This is a genomic window from Janthinobacterium sp. Mn2066, assembly GCF_049319705.1.
Lineage (GTDB): Bacteria > Pseudomonadota > Gammaproteobacteria > Burkholderiales > Burkholderiaceae_D > Janthinobacterium.
In genome coordinates this window covers 37,977-51,036 of sequence record NZ_JBMOUF010000013.1, presented here as the reverse complement: position 1 = coordinate 51,036, position 13,060 = coordinate 37,977, and the positions used below count along the sequence as shown (strand labels likewise).

Here is a 13,060-nt window from a genome sequence, read left to right as displayed (position 1 = left end):
CATGAAAATCATCGTACGCCGCCGCGCCGCAGGACGGCGCACGGCTGCAGGGCATTCCACGGCGTAAAAATGTGGCAATGCACAATTGCTTACAAATATTTACTTCACAAATGTACTATTCATTGATATAGTTCACTCAAGTAAGCACGCTTCCCATCAAGAAACATGCTTCCTCGGCAGGCAGCAGCCATCATCCAGCCTTGCCGAACCGACCGGTACGTGGCGATCCGGCCCATCCACCCAGCCACCTAGCCAAGGAGTTTCATCATGCAAGCCAAGTCAGTTCTAGCCGCATTGTTTGCCATCACGGCCGCCAGCGCGGCCTTCGCCCAAAGCGCGCCGGCCACCAAAACCGTCAGCGACAGCCAGGCACAATACATCCAGGCCCGTAACGCCGGTGAGATCCCCGCCAGCGTCGCCGCCTATCCGCAAGCGCCAGCCGCCGCTCCCAGCAAAGTGACGCGCGAGCAAGTCATGGCCGAGTTCTACGCCGCCCGCAAGGCTGGCCAGATCCCGCAAACGGAAGCCGATTTTGATGTGGCCCAAACCCGCCATCAAGTCGCCAAGTAAGCCAGCAACGCTGCCAAGACAGCAGTCAACACGGCCAGTCAGCGGGCCTACTTGACCCCATAGCGCAGTTGCGGCGCAGCAGCATCCGGGCCACTCCCGGCGCTCACCGCGACGCACCACACTTTTACTGTTATTCCACGCCACCGACCCTGCCCCCGTCCTGGAGTTTCCTCTGGAGTTATTATGTCCTTGCACCGCCGTTTCCTTGCCGCCAGCCTGACCCTTGCCTTGAGCGCTTGCGCCGACATGGGCCATATCGCGCCGCAATCGGCCATGCTGGACCCGAACAGCCTGCAGGCAGGCAAAGCCATCGACGACGCCAGCGCCGCCGCCATCAGCTGGCCGCGCGAGCTATGGTGGCAAGACTTGCAAGACCCCCAATTAAATCAGTTGATGCAGCAGGCGCTGGCCGACAGCCCCACCCTGCGCGGCGCCCAGGCGCGCGTGCGCCAGGCCGAAGCGCTGGCCGGCGCCGCCGAAGAAAAGACCCGTCCGCAAGGCGAGGCCGATGTCTCGCTCAACCGCGAACTGTATTCCAATAACGGCACCACGCCCCCGCCGCTGGCCGGCACTTACGCCTGGCGCAACCAGGCCACCGTCAGCGCCTCGTACGACCTGGATCTGTGGGGCCACAACCGCGCGGCACTGGCCGCCGCGCTGGGCGACGTGCAACTGGCGTCGGCCGAGTCGCAGATGGCCCGCTTGACGCTGGAAACGGCGCTGGTGCGTACTTACATCCAGCTGTCCTACCAATTCACGGTGCAGGATGTGATCGAACGCAGCCTGGCACAGCGCGCGCACATCCTCGAGATCACCCGGCGCCGCCGGCAAGCGGGCATCGGCACCGATGTCGATGTGGCGCAGATCGAAACCACCTTGCCGGCCGGACGCCGCCAGCTGGAACAGGCCAACGAATCGCTGGCCCTGCTGCGCAACCAGCTGGCCGCGCTGTCGGGCAAGGGACCGGCCGCCGGCGCCGCCCTGAGCCGCCCGGTGCTGCGCCTGGACCGTCCGCTGGCCATCCCCAAGGCCCTGCCTGCCGACCTGATCGGCCGCCGCCCCGACATCGCCGCCCAGCGCTGGCGAGTCGAGGCTGCCGCCAAACGCATCGATGCGGCCAAGGCCGAGTTTTATCCGAACGTGAACCTGGTGGCGTTTGCCGGCTTGCAATCGTTCGGCTTTAGCCAGTTCCTGGATCTCAATTCGCAAATCCGCGGCGTCACGCCCGCGCTCAGCCTGCCCATCTTTGCCGGCGCCCGCCTGCGCGCCCAGCTGGGCAACCAGACAGCCATCTATGACGGCGCCGTGGAGCAATACAACGCCACCGTGATCCAGGCCATGTCGGACGTGGCCAACGCCGTCACCAGCGCGCAGTCGCTGCAAAAGCAAAACGAACTGACGCGGCAGGCGCAGGCCACGGCGCAGCGCACGCGCGATCTGGCTGAAAAAGCCTACAAGGCCGGCATGAGCGACGCCATCAATATGCTCAACGCGCAAGTGGCCCTGCTGGCGGAAGACCAGCAGCAGGCGCAGAACGGCGCGCGGGAGCTGGACTTGTACGTTTCCTTGATGAATGCGCTGGGTGGCGGTGTCGAGACGCATGTTGCCGATGGTCAACAAGCTGATCAACAGGCTTCCCAACAAGATACAATTAACGCTTTATCTACAGTTAAGGAATGAGATGATTGCTTTTGACGCCACCTTCCGGCGCCTGCAGACGATACGCACACGCATGCCTGGCTTTCCACTGGAGCGGATGCGTTTATTGCGCATGACCTACAACATTCAAAAAGGCATGAAGGATCTGACCAATGCCGCGCTGAAAAAGCATGACCTGGTCGACGCCAGCTACATGGTGCTGGCCGTGCTGTACGGTACGGAAGGGGAAACCTCGAACGCCTGCACCCTGGGCCTGGCCTCGCATGAAAAACCGGCCAACCTGACGCGCGTGTGCAATGACCTGGAAAGCCGTGGCCTGATCCATCGCGGCACGCGCCCCGGCGACCGCCGCTCGGTGATGATCTCGCTGACGGACAAGGGCCGCGAACTGATCGAACAAGCCCTGCCCGACGTCTACAAGGAAACCTCCCTGCTGTACGCCGACCTGACGGACGAGGAGCTGCAAGTGCTCGACAAACTGTTTCTGCGCCAGTTGCATAACCTCAATATCCTCAACAGCCAAACCTGATAGACCCGCATCGATGACGCCAGCCTCCGCACCACTCCCGTTTCCCGGCCCCTTGCGCCAGGCTGCCCGCTGGCTGGCGCAGGCGCTGACCGACTGGCGCGCAACCGAGGGCGAACGCTGGATCTTCGTCTTCAAGACCCTGGTCGCCGCCTTCTGCGCGCTGTGGCTGGCGTACCGCCTGGGCCTCGATTCACCGAGCACGGCGATGACCACCACCATCATCCTGGCCCTGCCCAGCAGCGGCATGGTGCTGGAAAAAAGCCTGTACCGCCTGGGCGGCACCCTGCTCGGCTGCCTGGCCGCACTGACCCTGATCGGCCTGTTTCCGCAGCAGCCGGTGCTGCTGTATGCAGGCCTGGCCCTGTGGGTGGGCCTGTGCACCAGCGGCGCCACCCTGTACCGCAACGCCCAGTCGTATGTGTATGTGCTGTCCGGCTACACGGCGTGCATCATCGCGCTGCCCGCCATCGACCAGCCCACGCAAGTGTTTGCGCTGGCCGTCACGCGGGCGGCCGAAGTCGGCCTGGGCATCATCTGCTCGGCCTTTGTCTCCAGCGTGCTGCTGCCGCGCCACCAGGGCACGCAGGTGATGCGCACGGTCGACGCGCGCTATGGCAAATTCCTGGCCTTTTGCCAGGACGTGCTGCAGCAAAAGCTGACGCCGGCCCAGGTCGAGGTGACGCACCTGCAATTTGCCGCCGACGTGGCGGCGCTGGAACATGGCCGCTCGGCGGCGCTGTTCGAATTGAGCGAAGCGGTCAGCCACGCGCGCGGGCAAAACCGCAAGCTGCACGCCTTCAATGCCTCGTTCATGACGGCGCTGACCACCTTTTATACCTTCCACCGCCTGTATGAACGCATGCGGCGCGAGGATGAATCGCCGGTGATGCAGGCGTGCGCGCCGCTGTACGCCATCGTCGCCGAAGCGCTGCAGGCGACACCGTCGCAAGACTCGCTCGACACCATGCAGCTGCACCTGCAGGCGGCGCTGGCACAGGCGCGCCAGCAGATCAGGGCGGCAGACGTCCAGCATGCGCAGCGCATCGATTTCGACACCGCCTGCGAATTGCTGGAGCGCTTTGCGCGCGACATGAGCCGCTTTCACGCCGTCTACTCCAGCCTGCGCCATGGCACCGCGCTGGCGATCACCGCGCCGCAGGCGTATGCGCCCAAGACGCCGCCCGTGCTGGTGATCGCCAGCGGCGTGCGCGCCGCCCTCAACGTCGGCCTGCTGGCGCTGGGCGCCTATTTCCTGGCCTGGCCGCAAGCCGGTGTCGCCATGCTGATGGCGATCGTCTTCTGCGCGCTGTCTTCCTCGTCGCCGCGCCCGATCGCCATGGTGCGCGGCGTGCTGATCGGCTTCGTGATCGGTTTTCCCCTGTCGTTTGTCTGCCTGTACTTCCTGCTGGTGCATGCCGACGGTTTCCCCATGCTGATGCTCAGCTTCGCGCCCTTCCTCGCCGTCGGCCTGTATTTGCTGACGAACCCGGCCAAGGCAGGCATCGGCCTGGGCGCAGCCATCTTCATCACGCAGGTGGCGCCGACCAATGTGCTGCACGTCGATGGCGCCGGCTTCCTCAATACCAGCATCGCGCTGATCGCCGGCCTGATCCTGGCGCTGGTGGTGTCGGCCGTGATCCTGCCCGAACACACCATGGGCAACAAGGAGCATGTGGCGCGCGCCCTGTGGCGCGAAACGCTGCGCGCCTGCACCGCGTCGTTGCGGCAGCTGCGCCTGTTTGGCCAGCACCGTTTCGACAACCGCATGCGCGACCTTTTGAGCCAGCTCAATGCAGCGGCCGGCCCCGCGCCCGGCGAAGACACGCGCGCCGTGGTGCGCCAGGCCTTGAGCCTGCTGGAAATCGGCCACTCGGTGCTCGAACTGCGCGACCTGATCGCCACCTCCAGCGCCGGCGCCACCGACCAGGCGGTGCAGGCACTGCAGCACTGCGTGGACAGCATCACCGGCTGGCTGCGCACGCACAGCGAAACAGACCGGCAAACGGCGCTGGCCGCCATCCTGCACGCGGGCAGCGCGGTGCGCGGTGCGCAAGCGACGTGTCCGCCGGAACGGGCCGTGCGCCTGCAGACGGCGCTGGCCGACCTGCACTCGATTTACACTTCATTACTCGACAATATGGCGCAAGACGCCGGAGACCCTCATGCCGCGTGAATTCGCCTTTTTCGGGATTCTGATTCCCACCCTGCTGCCGCTATTTTTCCTCAGCATCGCGCTGCAGGCGGTGCTCGACGCTTTTCTGGGCTGGCTGGGCTTTTACCGCATGGTCTGGCATCCATCGCTGGTGCGGCTATGCATCTTCGTCGCCATCTTTGGCGCGCTGACCTTGTCGATCTATAAATAATCATTCAATCTGTACATAAGAGATGCTGTCATGATAAACAAACTGACCCGCTATGCCATCACCCTGCTGCTCCTGGCCGCCGCCGTCTGGATAGGCAAGACCGTCTGGGACCGCTACATGGAATCGCCATGGACGCGCGATGGACATATCAAGGCCGATATCGTCAACATCAGCGCCGACGTGGCCGGCACCGTCACGGACGTGATGGTGCGCGATAACCAGGTGGTGCAAAAAGGCGACGTGCTGTTCATCGTCGACAAGGAACGCTATGCCAGCGCGCTGGCCCAGGCCGACGCCGTGCTGGCCGCACAAAGGACCGAGCAAGGCCGCCGCGGCAAGGAAGCCCAGCGCCGCGCCAGCCTCGATGACAGCATCGTCTCGGCCGAAAACCGCGAAACGGCCAGCTACGCCGCCACTTCGGCCGGCGCACAGGTACGCGCTGCGCTGGCCGCCCGCGAGCTGGCGCAGCTGAACCTGGATCGCACCGTGGTGCGCGCGCCCGTCAGCGGCTATGTCACCAACCTGAATGTGCACAAGGGCGATTTCGCCGCCGTGGGCGCGCCCAAGCTGGCCATCATCGACAGCGCCTCGTATTATGTGGTTGCATATTTCGAAGAGACCAAGCTGCCCTTGCTGGCGCAGGGCGACCTGGCGGACATGAAGCTGATGAGCGGCGGCACCCTGCGCGGCCATATCGAAAGCATCGCGCGCGGCATCACCGACCGCGACGCCGCCACCGGCCACGAACTGCTGGCCGACGTCAACCCGACCTTCAACTGGGTGCGCCTGGCGCAGCGCGTGCCCGTGCGCATCCAGATCGACCAGCAAGCACAGGACCAGGTGCTGGTGGCGGGCACCACCTGCACCGTGGTGATCGCGCCGCGCTCGGCGCGGGCCACAGCGGCGCCGGCAAAACCACCGGTACCGGCAGCGCCAGCAGCGGCGGCGCCCAAGGCTTGATCAGCGCCCGCCGGCCACGTCCAGGATGCTGCCCGTGACGTAGCTGGCGCCCGCTCCCAGCAAATACAAAATGGCTTCGGCCACTTCCTCGGGCTGGCCGCCGCGCTGCATCGGCACGCCGGCCTCCAGGCGCGCTACCCTGCCCGGCTCGCCGCCCGAGGCGTGGATGTCCGTGTAGATCAGGCCGGGCCGCACGCCATTGACGCGGATACCCTCGCCCGCCACTTCTTTCGCCAGGCCGATGGTGAGCGTGTCGACCGCGCCTTTCGAGGCCGCGTAATCGATATACTCGCCACTGGAACCGATGCGCGCAGCCACCGACGAGACGTTCACGATGCGTCCGCCCTGCCCGCCGGTGGCGGTCGACATGCGCCGCACGGCTTGCTGGCAGCACAGGAAATAACTGATCACATTGGTGCGCAGCACGCGCTCCAGGCGCTGCACCGAGATATCGGCCAGCCGGCACTTCTGCTCCAGCACGCCGACATTGTTGACCAGCGCCGTCAGCCTGCCCAGGCGCGCATCGATCTCGTCAAACAGGCGTGCCACGTCGGCCTCCTGGCTGACGTCAGCCTGCACCGCGATCGCCTCGCCGCCTTCTGCATTGATGCGCGAGGACAAAGCCTCGGCCGCCTGCACATCGCGCACATAATTGATGCACACGGCATACCCCTGGCGCGCCGCCAGCAAGGCCGTCGCCGCGCCGATGCCACGGCTGCTGCCCGTAATCAGTATCACTTCCTTCATCGTCCCCTCCTTGTAGTGTCATGCAGCCATCATACGCGCATGCTGCAGACGTCAAAAAGCCCGCACGAGGCGGGCTTCCAGGGAAACGTCAAGCTGTCAGGCCATCATGACCTGATATGCGTCATGGCATAACCGAGGTGCTGCCACCAGTGCGCGCGCGTCTGCACGGTGGCCAGACATTTGGCGTCCACCTCGCCCTTGAACATCGGATCGGCGCAGGTCTTGCTGAGCAGCGCGTTACGCTGGTTTTCCGTGCTGACGACAGCCAGCGACAACCAGGCCACGAGGGCCAGGGCCAGTACGCATAAAGTCCAGGGCAGCTGTTTCATGACGATCTCCGGTGGGTGAATGACTCTTGATTACTTCTTGGCCGGCGCCGCGCCGCGCTCCTTGATGACGCGTGCGACCAGGCCATCCATCACGGCCAGGGTAGCTTCCTGTGCCTGGCGTTCGGACTGGCCCGGACGCGACAGCTGCGCCGGCGAGGTGACGAAACGGCCGTCGACGATGATGGTCGGCGCGCTGTCGATCTTGGCGGCGGCGATCAATTGTTCATTGCGTTTGAGCTTGGTCTGCACGCCGAAGGAATTGAACATCTCCAGGTACTTGGCCTTGTCGATGCCATTTTTCACCAGCAGGTCGAGGATGGCGCTGTCGCTGTTCAGGCGGTTGCGCTCAACGTGGATGGCGCGGAAAATCTTGTCGTGGAATTGATCGAGCTGGCCCATCGCTTCGAGCGTGACATAGGCGTGGGCTTGCGGGTCTTTCGGGCCGGAGAAGGCCAGGTGCACGCGGCGGAAGGCGATCTTGTCGCCCTGCTTCTTGACCCAGTCATGCATCAGCGGGTCGAGTGCATTGCAATGCGGGCAGGAATACATGAAATATTCGACCACTTCGACCTTCTTGCTGGTCTCGGCCGGAACCGGCGTGGTGAGCGTGGTAAAGCCGGTATCGGCGGCCATCGCGCCGGTGGTGGTTGCCATGAAAGCGACGGCGGCCAGCATAGGGGCCAGGAAACGCATGAAACGCATAATAATCCTTCATCATCAAGTGGTCGTGAACAGCGCGAGATTACCACTTTTTGCAGCAGACTTTCAGGACCGGCGGCAAAAAAGATCGCATTTTTGACTGCCACGCGCGCGATTAAGGCCGCCTTAAGCGCTGGCGGGGAGGTGGCGATTTTAGAAACGCTTTTTAAAAACGTTTTTTTAAAAACGATAACGCAGCGAGATCCGCAACTGCCGCGCGTCATTCTGGTAAATGCTGGAGCGGCAGGCGGGGGCATCGCCATAATGGCGGCGATTCGTCAGGTTGCTGCCGGACAGGCCCAGCTCCCAGGAACCCATCTTGCGCGTATAGTGCCCGTCGAGAGTGGCGAAGGCCGGCACTTGCGCCAGGCAGCTATTGTCGAAATCGCTGCCGTAGCGCAGCGCGCGCAGCCATTGCACGCCCATGTCGGCATTGCTGGCGCCACCGGGCGGCACCCAGTACAGGCGGGCCGACAGCAGCGTCTTGGGCACCAGGGCGATATCCTGGCCATGATACGGATAGTCGTCGAAGCTGGCGTTGACCTGCTGCGCCTGGCCGCCGATGCGCCAGTCGCGGTTCAGGTTCATGCCCGCCTCGAGCACCACGCCATCGCGCCTGGTCGGCTCCAGGTTCCCCGCATAGCCCTGCTGGCCCAGGCTTTGATCGAAGATGATCTCGTTGCGCAGGTGTTCGCTGAACACGCGCAGCGAGATGCTGCGGGCCGCGTTGCCCCAGGTCGCCCCCACCTCGCGCTCCTGGCGCAGCTGGCCGGCCAGCGGGCGGTAGCCGGCGCTGGTATAGCCATCGTCATCGATACGGTAACTGCGCGCCGCCTTGGCATAGATGCTCAGCAGCGGCGTAAAGTCATAACTGGCCTGGATATCCCAGGCATTCTGGTTTTCCCAAGCGCTGCCGCCCGGCGGCAGGTCGGCCGCGTCCAGGTAATACTGTTCATGGCGCAGGCCGAACAGCAGGCGCGGCGCATGCGGCCCGCCAAACGCCAGCTCTTCGCGCAGCAGCAAGGCGCGCGAATGCTGGCGCCGGACTACCTGGTCGGCTTCGTCGGGCGTCACGCTGCCCGTGCGGCGCTGCCACTGCATCAGGTCGATGCCCACTTCGGTATCGGTGGTGGCGCCGCCCCACTTGCCATAATGGCGCACGCGCGGCGAGACCTGCCACTGGCGGCTGTCATAGGCCGAGACATAGCTGCCGTTGTCGCCCACATAGCTGGTCGACGCGTTTTTTTCACGCTGCGACACTTCCAGGCCCAGGTCGACATTGCCGATATAGCGCTGTACGAATGCGCTGGCGCGCTTGACGTTGTACGCATACAGGTCGTCGGGGCGCCGGTCCAGTGCCGTGATGCTGGAAAACAGGCCGGGCGGCGCCGGGTAGCGGGTATCCTGGTCGACGCTGTCGGCGCTGAAGCCAAAACGGCCATGCGCCACCTTCCATTCGGCGCCGCCGCTGAAGCTGTGCTGGCGAAAGTCGCTGCCGTCGCGGTAATTGCCATTGCGCTGCTCTTCCAGGGCGGCGTCGAGCGACAGGCCGTCGCGGTTGCGCGCCAGGGACAGCCGGTTGTCGCGCTGGTCGAATTCGCCCGCCTCGCTGAACAGTTCGCCATGCGTGGCGCCGGCCGCTGGCTGGCGCGTGACCACCGTGACGGCGCCGCTGCCGGTCACTTCGACGCGCTCGACATTCTCCAGCGGGATCAGGGACAGCAGGGCATCGCCCTGCTCGCCAGTGGCCGGCACGTTGACGCCAGAGGCCGCCGGCGCGGCGCTCGCCTTGGCGCCCGCGCCGTAGGCTGCGGCGGCAACGCGCAGATCGGGGCGCTGCGATGACTGCGGCGCGCGGCGCAGATCGATGCCGGCCAGCTTGCGCAAGGCTTCGACCAGGTCGCTGGCGCCGGAACGGCGGATTTCATCGCCACTGAAAACGCGCGCGCCGATGGCGGTATAGCCCTGCGCCATGCCGTTGCGCGTGCCCGTGACGAGCACCTGCTGCGCCAGCACCAGGCCAGGCGCCAGCAGCGCGGCCAGCAGCACCGCGCGTGCGGCGGGCACGGCGAAGCGCTTGCGGGTAGACGTCATGGCGAATGGCTTGAACATGCGGGCGGAAGCAGGGTGGCCGCTGTCGCGGTCCTTGAATAGGCTGAGGCGGCCCATTATACGCACGGCGGCGGGCCAGGCAAGCGCGGAGAAAGGGCATAAAAGCCCCGCTCCTGTGCTATTGGCCCAGGCTGCCTTCCTCGGCCAGGAAGTCGATAAAGGTGCGCACTTTCGACGACAGGTAGCGCCGGCTCGTGTAGACGGCGTACACCGTGCCGCCGGCCAGGCCATAGTTGTCAAACAGGCGCTCGAGCCGCCCGGCTGCCAGGTCGGCATCCGTCTGCCAGGACGGCAGCAGCGCGATGCCCATCGCGTCCAGCGCGGCCGCATGCAGCAGGCTTTCATTATTACTTTGCAAGACAGGCTGGAACTTGACCGTTTCACGGCCCTGCGCACCATCGAGGCGCAGCTCATTGCCGCTGGCCAGCAGCGAATAGCTGATCATCGCGTGGCGCGCCAGGTCTTGCGGCGCGTGCGGCCGCCCCGCGCGCGCCAGGTAGGACGGCGCCGCCACCAGGTGGAATTCGATGCTGCCGATGGGCCGCGCGATCAGGTTGGCCGCAGGCGTCTGCGCCGCCGGCTGCCATACGCGCAGCGCCAGGTCGAAGCCTTCCTCGACCAGGTTGACCACGCGTCCGCTCAGGTCGACATCGAAAGTCACTTCCGGAAAACGCGTGCGGTAGGCGGCCAGGGTCCGCGTAAAAATGGGATTGGCGAACCAGACGGGCGCGCTCAGGCGCACCATGCCTCGCGGCACCACCGTCGTGCGGCCCACGGTCGCTTCCACTTCGTCCAGGTTGTCGAGCATCTCGCGGCATTGCTCAAAATACACCTTGCCGCTTTCCGTCAGGCTCAGGTGACGGCTGCTGCGGTTCAGCAAACGCGCGCCCAGGTGGCGCTCCAGGTGCATCACGTGCTTGCTGACCATGGCCGGCGACAGGTTCAGGCGCTCGCTGGCCCGCACAAAGCTGTCCAGTTCCACCACGGCGCGAAACACGCGCATGCTGCGCAAGGTATCCATGCACTTCCCATCATCAACAAAAAGGAAATGATATATCAATAATCCCTGTATTGATCAACTGGGTAGTCATGACTATAGTAATGCCATCATCCGCCATCCCATCGAGGAATCGCCATGCAAGAGCACATTTTCCCCACTTATTTCCTGTCGCACGGCGGCGGCCCCTGGCCCTTCATGAAAGAGCATGTCGGCAGCCGCTACGATGTGCTGGAAGCCTCGCTGAAAGACATTCCACGCCAGATCGGCGTGCGGCCCAAAGCCGTGCTGGTCGTCACGGCGCACTGGGAAGGACCGCAATTCCTGGTCTCGGCCAGCCCGCGTCCCGGCATGCTGTATGACTATTCGGGCTTTCCGCCGCATACCTATCAAATCCAGTATCCGGCGCCCGGCGATCCGGCGCTGGCCGCGCAAGTCAAACAGCTGCTCGACGCGGCCGGCCATCCGGCGCGCCTGGACCATGAGCGCGGGTTTGACCACGGCACCTTCAGCGCCCTGTACCCGATCTATCCGCAAGCCGACGTGCCGCTGGTGCAGCTGTCGCTGAAACACGGCTACGATCCGCTCACGCATATCGAAGTGGGCCGCGCGCTGGCCGGCCTGCGCAGGCAGGGCGTACTGATCGCCGGCAGTGGCCTGAGCTACCATAACCTGCGCCAGTTCGGCCAGCCGGGCGCCGTCGCCTCGCACCAGTTCGACGCCTGGCTGCGCCAGGCCATGGCGCAGCCGCCAGCCCGGCGCCTGGACCAGTTGCTGCACTGGGACCAGGCGCCCGGCGCGCGCCAGTCGCACCCGTACGAAGACCATCTGCTGCCGCTGATGGTGGCGCTGGGCGCGGCGGAACAGGAAGCGGCACAGGTCGTGTACCACGAAGATGCTTTCGCCGGTGCGCTGGCGGTGACCAGTTTCAGGTTTGGCGATAGCAGCGCAGCCTAAAAAAAAGCGCCGCGAGATTGCTGTCGCGGCGCTTTTTTTGAGCCAGGATAATCAGGTGCCGCGCTTGCCGCGCGCCGCATTGGCCGCCTTCTCGGCTGCCAGGGCGGCGGCCTTGGCGGCTTTTTCCGCCATCTCGGCCGCGTGCTGCGCCAGCAGGGCGGCACGGGTGTCCGGCGTTTCTAGCGAAATGCGGCCCAGGGTACCCGTGCGGTAATCGAGCAGCAGGGTGTGCGAGGCTTTTTCGAAATCGTAGTCGCCGCCCTTGATACGGAAACCGCGCTTGGCGGCGATGCCTTCGACGACGCCGATCGCATCGACTTCGCCGACCTTGGTGCCATAGCGCGCGTGCAGCAAGTGCGGATAGCGCTTGAGCAGTTCCTCGGCCAGGAACACGGCCACTTCTTCCTCGATCAGCGCATTCGAGCCGATCGCGTGGCTGGCCGCCAGCATCAGGCCGTCGCTGGGCACGGCGATCTTCGGCCACAGCATGCCGGGCGTATCGACCAGGATGGTGTTCTTGTCCAGGTACAGCTTTTGCTGCATCTTGGTCACGGCCGGCTCGTCGCCCACCTTGGCCACGCGCTTTTTCAGCAGGGCGTTCATCAGGGTCGACTTGCCCACGTTGGGTATGCCCATGATCATGATGCGCAGCGGCTTGGTCGGCACGCCGCGATGCGGCGCCAGCGACTTGGCCAGTTCCGGGATGCGCGCCACGTCGCCCGGCTTCTTGGTCGTCATCGCGTACGCGGTCACGCCTTCCTGGGCATTGAAATAGTTGACCCAGGCGGCGGTGGCTTCCGGATCGGCCAGGTCGATCTTGTTGAGGATTTTCAGGCAGGGACGCTGGCGGAACAGGCGCAGCTCTTCCACCATGGGATTGCAGCTGGCGGCCGGCAGACGCGCATCGACCACTTCAATCACCAGATCGGTGTTTTCCATGGTTTCGGCCGCCTTCTTGCGGGCCGCGTTCATGTGTCCTGGGTACCAATGTATCGCCATGCTCTTGCTTTCAAAATCGTTCAGTCAATCCGCTATTTTACGTGGTTGCCGCCCGTGCGTCCCATTTTATGGACGGCGCAGTCCTGCCGTGCGACGCGGGCGAGACAATTGGTGATATTTTGGCATTTGACTCAATGCT

The 13,060-nt window shown here is 64.6% G+C and carries 13 protein-coding genes; 7 read left to right on the top strand and 6 right to left on the bottom strand.

The window, feature by feature from the left end; translation table 11 throughout:
• The first annotated feature begins 267 nt into the window (after positions 1-267).
• The 6 genes from ACL9RI_RS23040 (at position 268) to ACL9RI_RS23015 (ending at position 6,081) form a co-directional block, all read left to right on the top strand.
• Entirely contained in the window at positions 268-570 is a 303-nt protein-coding gene (locus ACL9RI_RS23040) for a DUF4148 domain-containing protein (RefSeq protein ID WP_422728813.1), read from the top strand.
• 183 nt (positions 571-753) lie between these two features.
• Complete coding sequence (locus ACL9RI_RS23035) at positions 754-2,250, top strand: efflux transporter outer membrane subunit (protein ID WP_422728812.1); 1,497 nt, start codon at positions 754-756, stop codon at positions 2,248-2,250.
• 1 nt (position 2,251) lies between these two features.
• Complete coding sequence (locus ACL9RI_RS23030) at positions 2,252-2,758, top strand: MarR family winged helix-turn-helix transcriptional regulator (protein ID WP_422728811.1); 507 nt, start codon at positions 2,252-2,254, stop codon at positions 2,756-2,758.
• 13 nt (positions 2,759-2,771) lie between these two features.
• The gene (locus ACL9RI_RS23025; RefSeq protein WP_422728810.1) at positions 2,772-4,931 is read left to right on the top strand and encodes an FUSC family protein; all 2,160 of its coding nucleotides are present in this window, start codon (positions 2,772-2,774) and stop codon (positions 4,929-4,931) included.
• Positions 4,921-5,121, top strand: a complete 201-nt coding sequence (locus tag ACL9RI_RS23020; RefSeq protein WP_183745060.1) for a DUF1656 domain-containing protein — start codon at positions 4,921-4,923, stop codon at positions 5,119-5,121. The genes ACL9RI_RS23025 and ACL9RI_RS23020 overlap by 11 nt, the downstream gene beginning before the upstream one ends.
• Before the next feature lie 30 nt (positions 5,122-5,151).
• Positions 5,152-6,081, top strand: coding sequence for an efflux RND transporter periplasmic adaptor subunit (locus ACL9RI_RS23015; protein ID WP_422728809.1), 930 nt, complete (start codon positions 5,152-5,154; stop codon positions 6,079-6,081).
• On the opposite strand, the gene ACL9RI_RS23010 is transcribed toward ACL9RI_RS23015, so the two are convergent.
• The 5 genes from ACL9RI_RS23010 to ACL9RI_RS22990 form a co-directional block, all read right to left on the bottom strand.
• The gene (locus ACL9RI_RS23010; RefSeq protein WP_422728808.1) at positions 6,082-6,828 is read right to left on the bottom strand and encodes an SDR family oxidoreductase; all 747 of its coding nucleotides are present in this window, start codon (positions 6,826-6,828) and stop codon (positions 6,082-6,084) included.
• A gap of 104 nt (positions 6,829-6,932) precedes the next feature.
• Positions 6,933-7,157, bottom strand: a complete 225-nt coding sequence (locus ACL9RI_RS23005) for a hypothetical protein (protein ID WP_422728807.1) — start codon at positions 7,155-7,157, stop codon at positions 6,933-6,935.
• A gap of 30 nt (positions 7,158-7,187) precedes the next feature.
• Entirely contained in the window at positions 7,188-7,859 is a 672-nt protein-coding gene (locus ACL9RI_RS23000) for a thiol:disulfide interchange protein DsbA/DsbL (protein ID WP_422728806.1), read from the bottom strand.
• A 177-nt stretch (positions 7,860-8,036) separates the two neighbouring features.
• Entirely contained in the window at positions 8,037-10,025 is a 1,989-nt protein-coding gene (locus ACL9RI_RS22995; RefSeq protein ID WP_422728805.1) for a TonB-dependent receptor, read from the bottom strand.
• Positions 10,026-10,086: 61 nt separating this feature from the next.
• A complete protein-coding gene (locus tag ACL9RI_RS22990) occupies positions 10,087-10,989 on the bottom strand; it encodes a LysR family transcriptional regulator (protein ID WP_422728804.1) in 903 nt (300 codons plus the stop codon).
• A gap of 114 nt (positions 10,990-11,103) precedes the next feature.
• On the opposite strand from ACL9RI_RS22990, the gene ACL9RI_RS22985 reads away from it, so the two are divergent.
• The gene (locus tag ACL9RI_RS22985; protein WP_422728803.1) at positions 11,104-11,922 is read left to right on the top strand and encodes a DODA-type extradiol aromatic ring-opening family dioxygenase; all 819 of its coding nucleotides are present in this window, start codon (positions 11,104-11,106) and stop codon (positions 11,920-11,922) included.
• Between the two features lie 51 nt (positions 11,923-11,973).
• On the opposite strand, the gene ylqF is transcribed toward ACL9RI_RS22985, so the two are convergent.
• Positions 11,974-12,921 (bottom strand): ribosome biogenesis GTPase YlqF, encoded by a 948-nt coding sequence (gene ylqF / locus ACL9RI_RS22980; RefSeq protein WP_422728802.1) that lies wholly within the window; start codon positions 12,919-12,921, stop codon positions 11,974-11,976.
• Positions 12,922-13,060 lie beyond the last annotated feature (139 nt).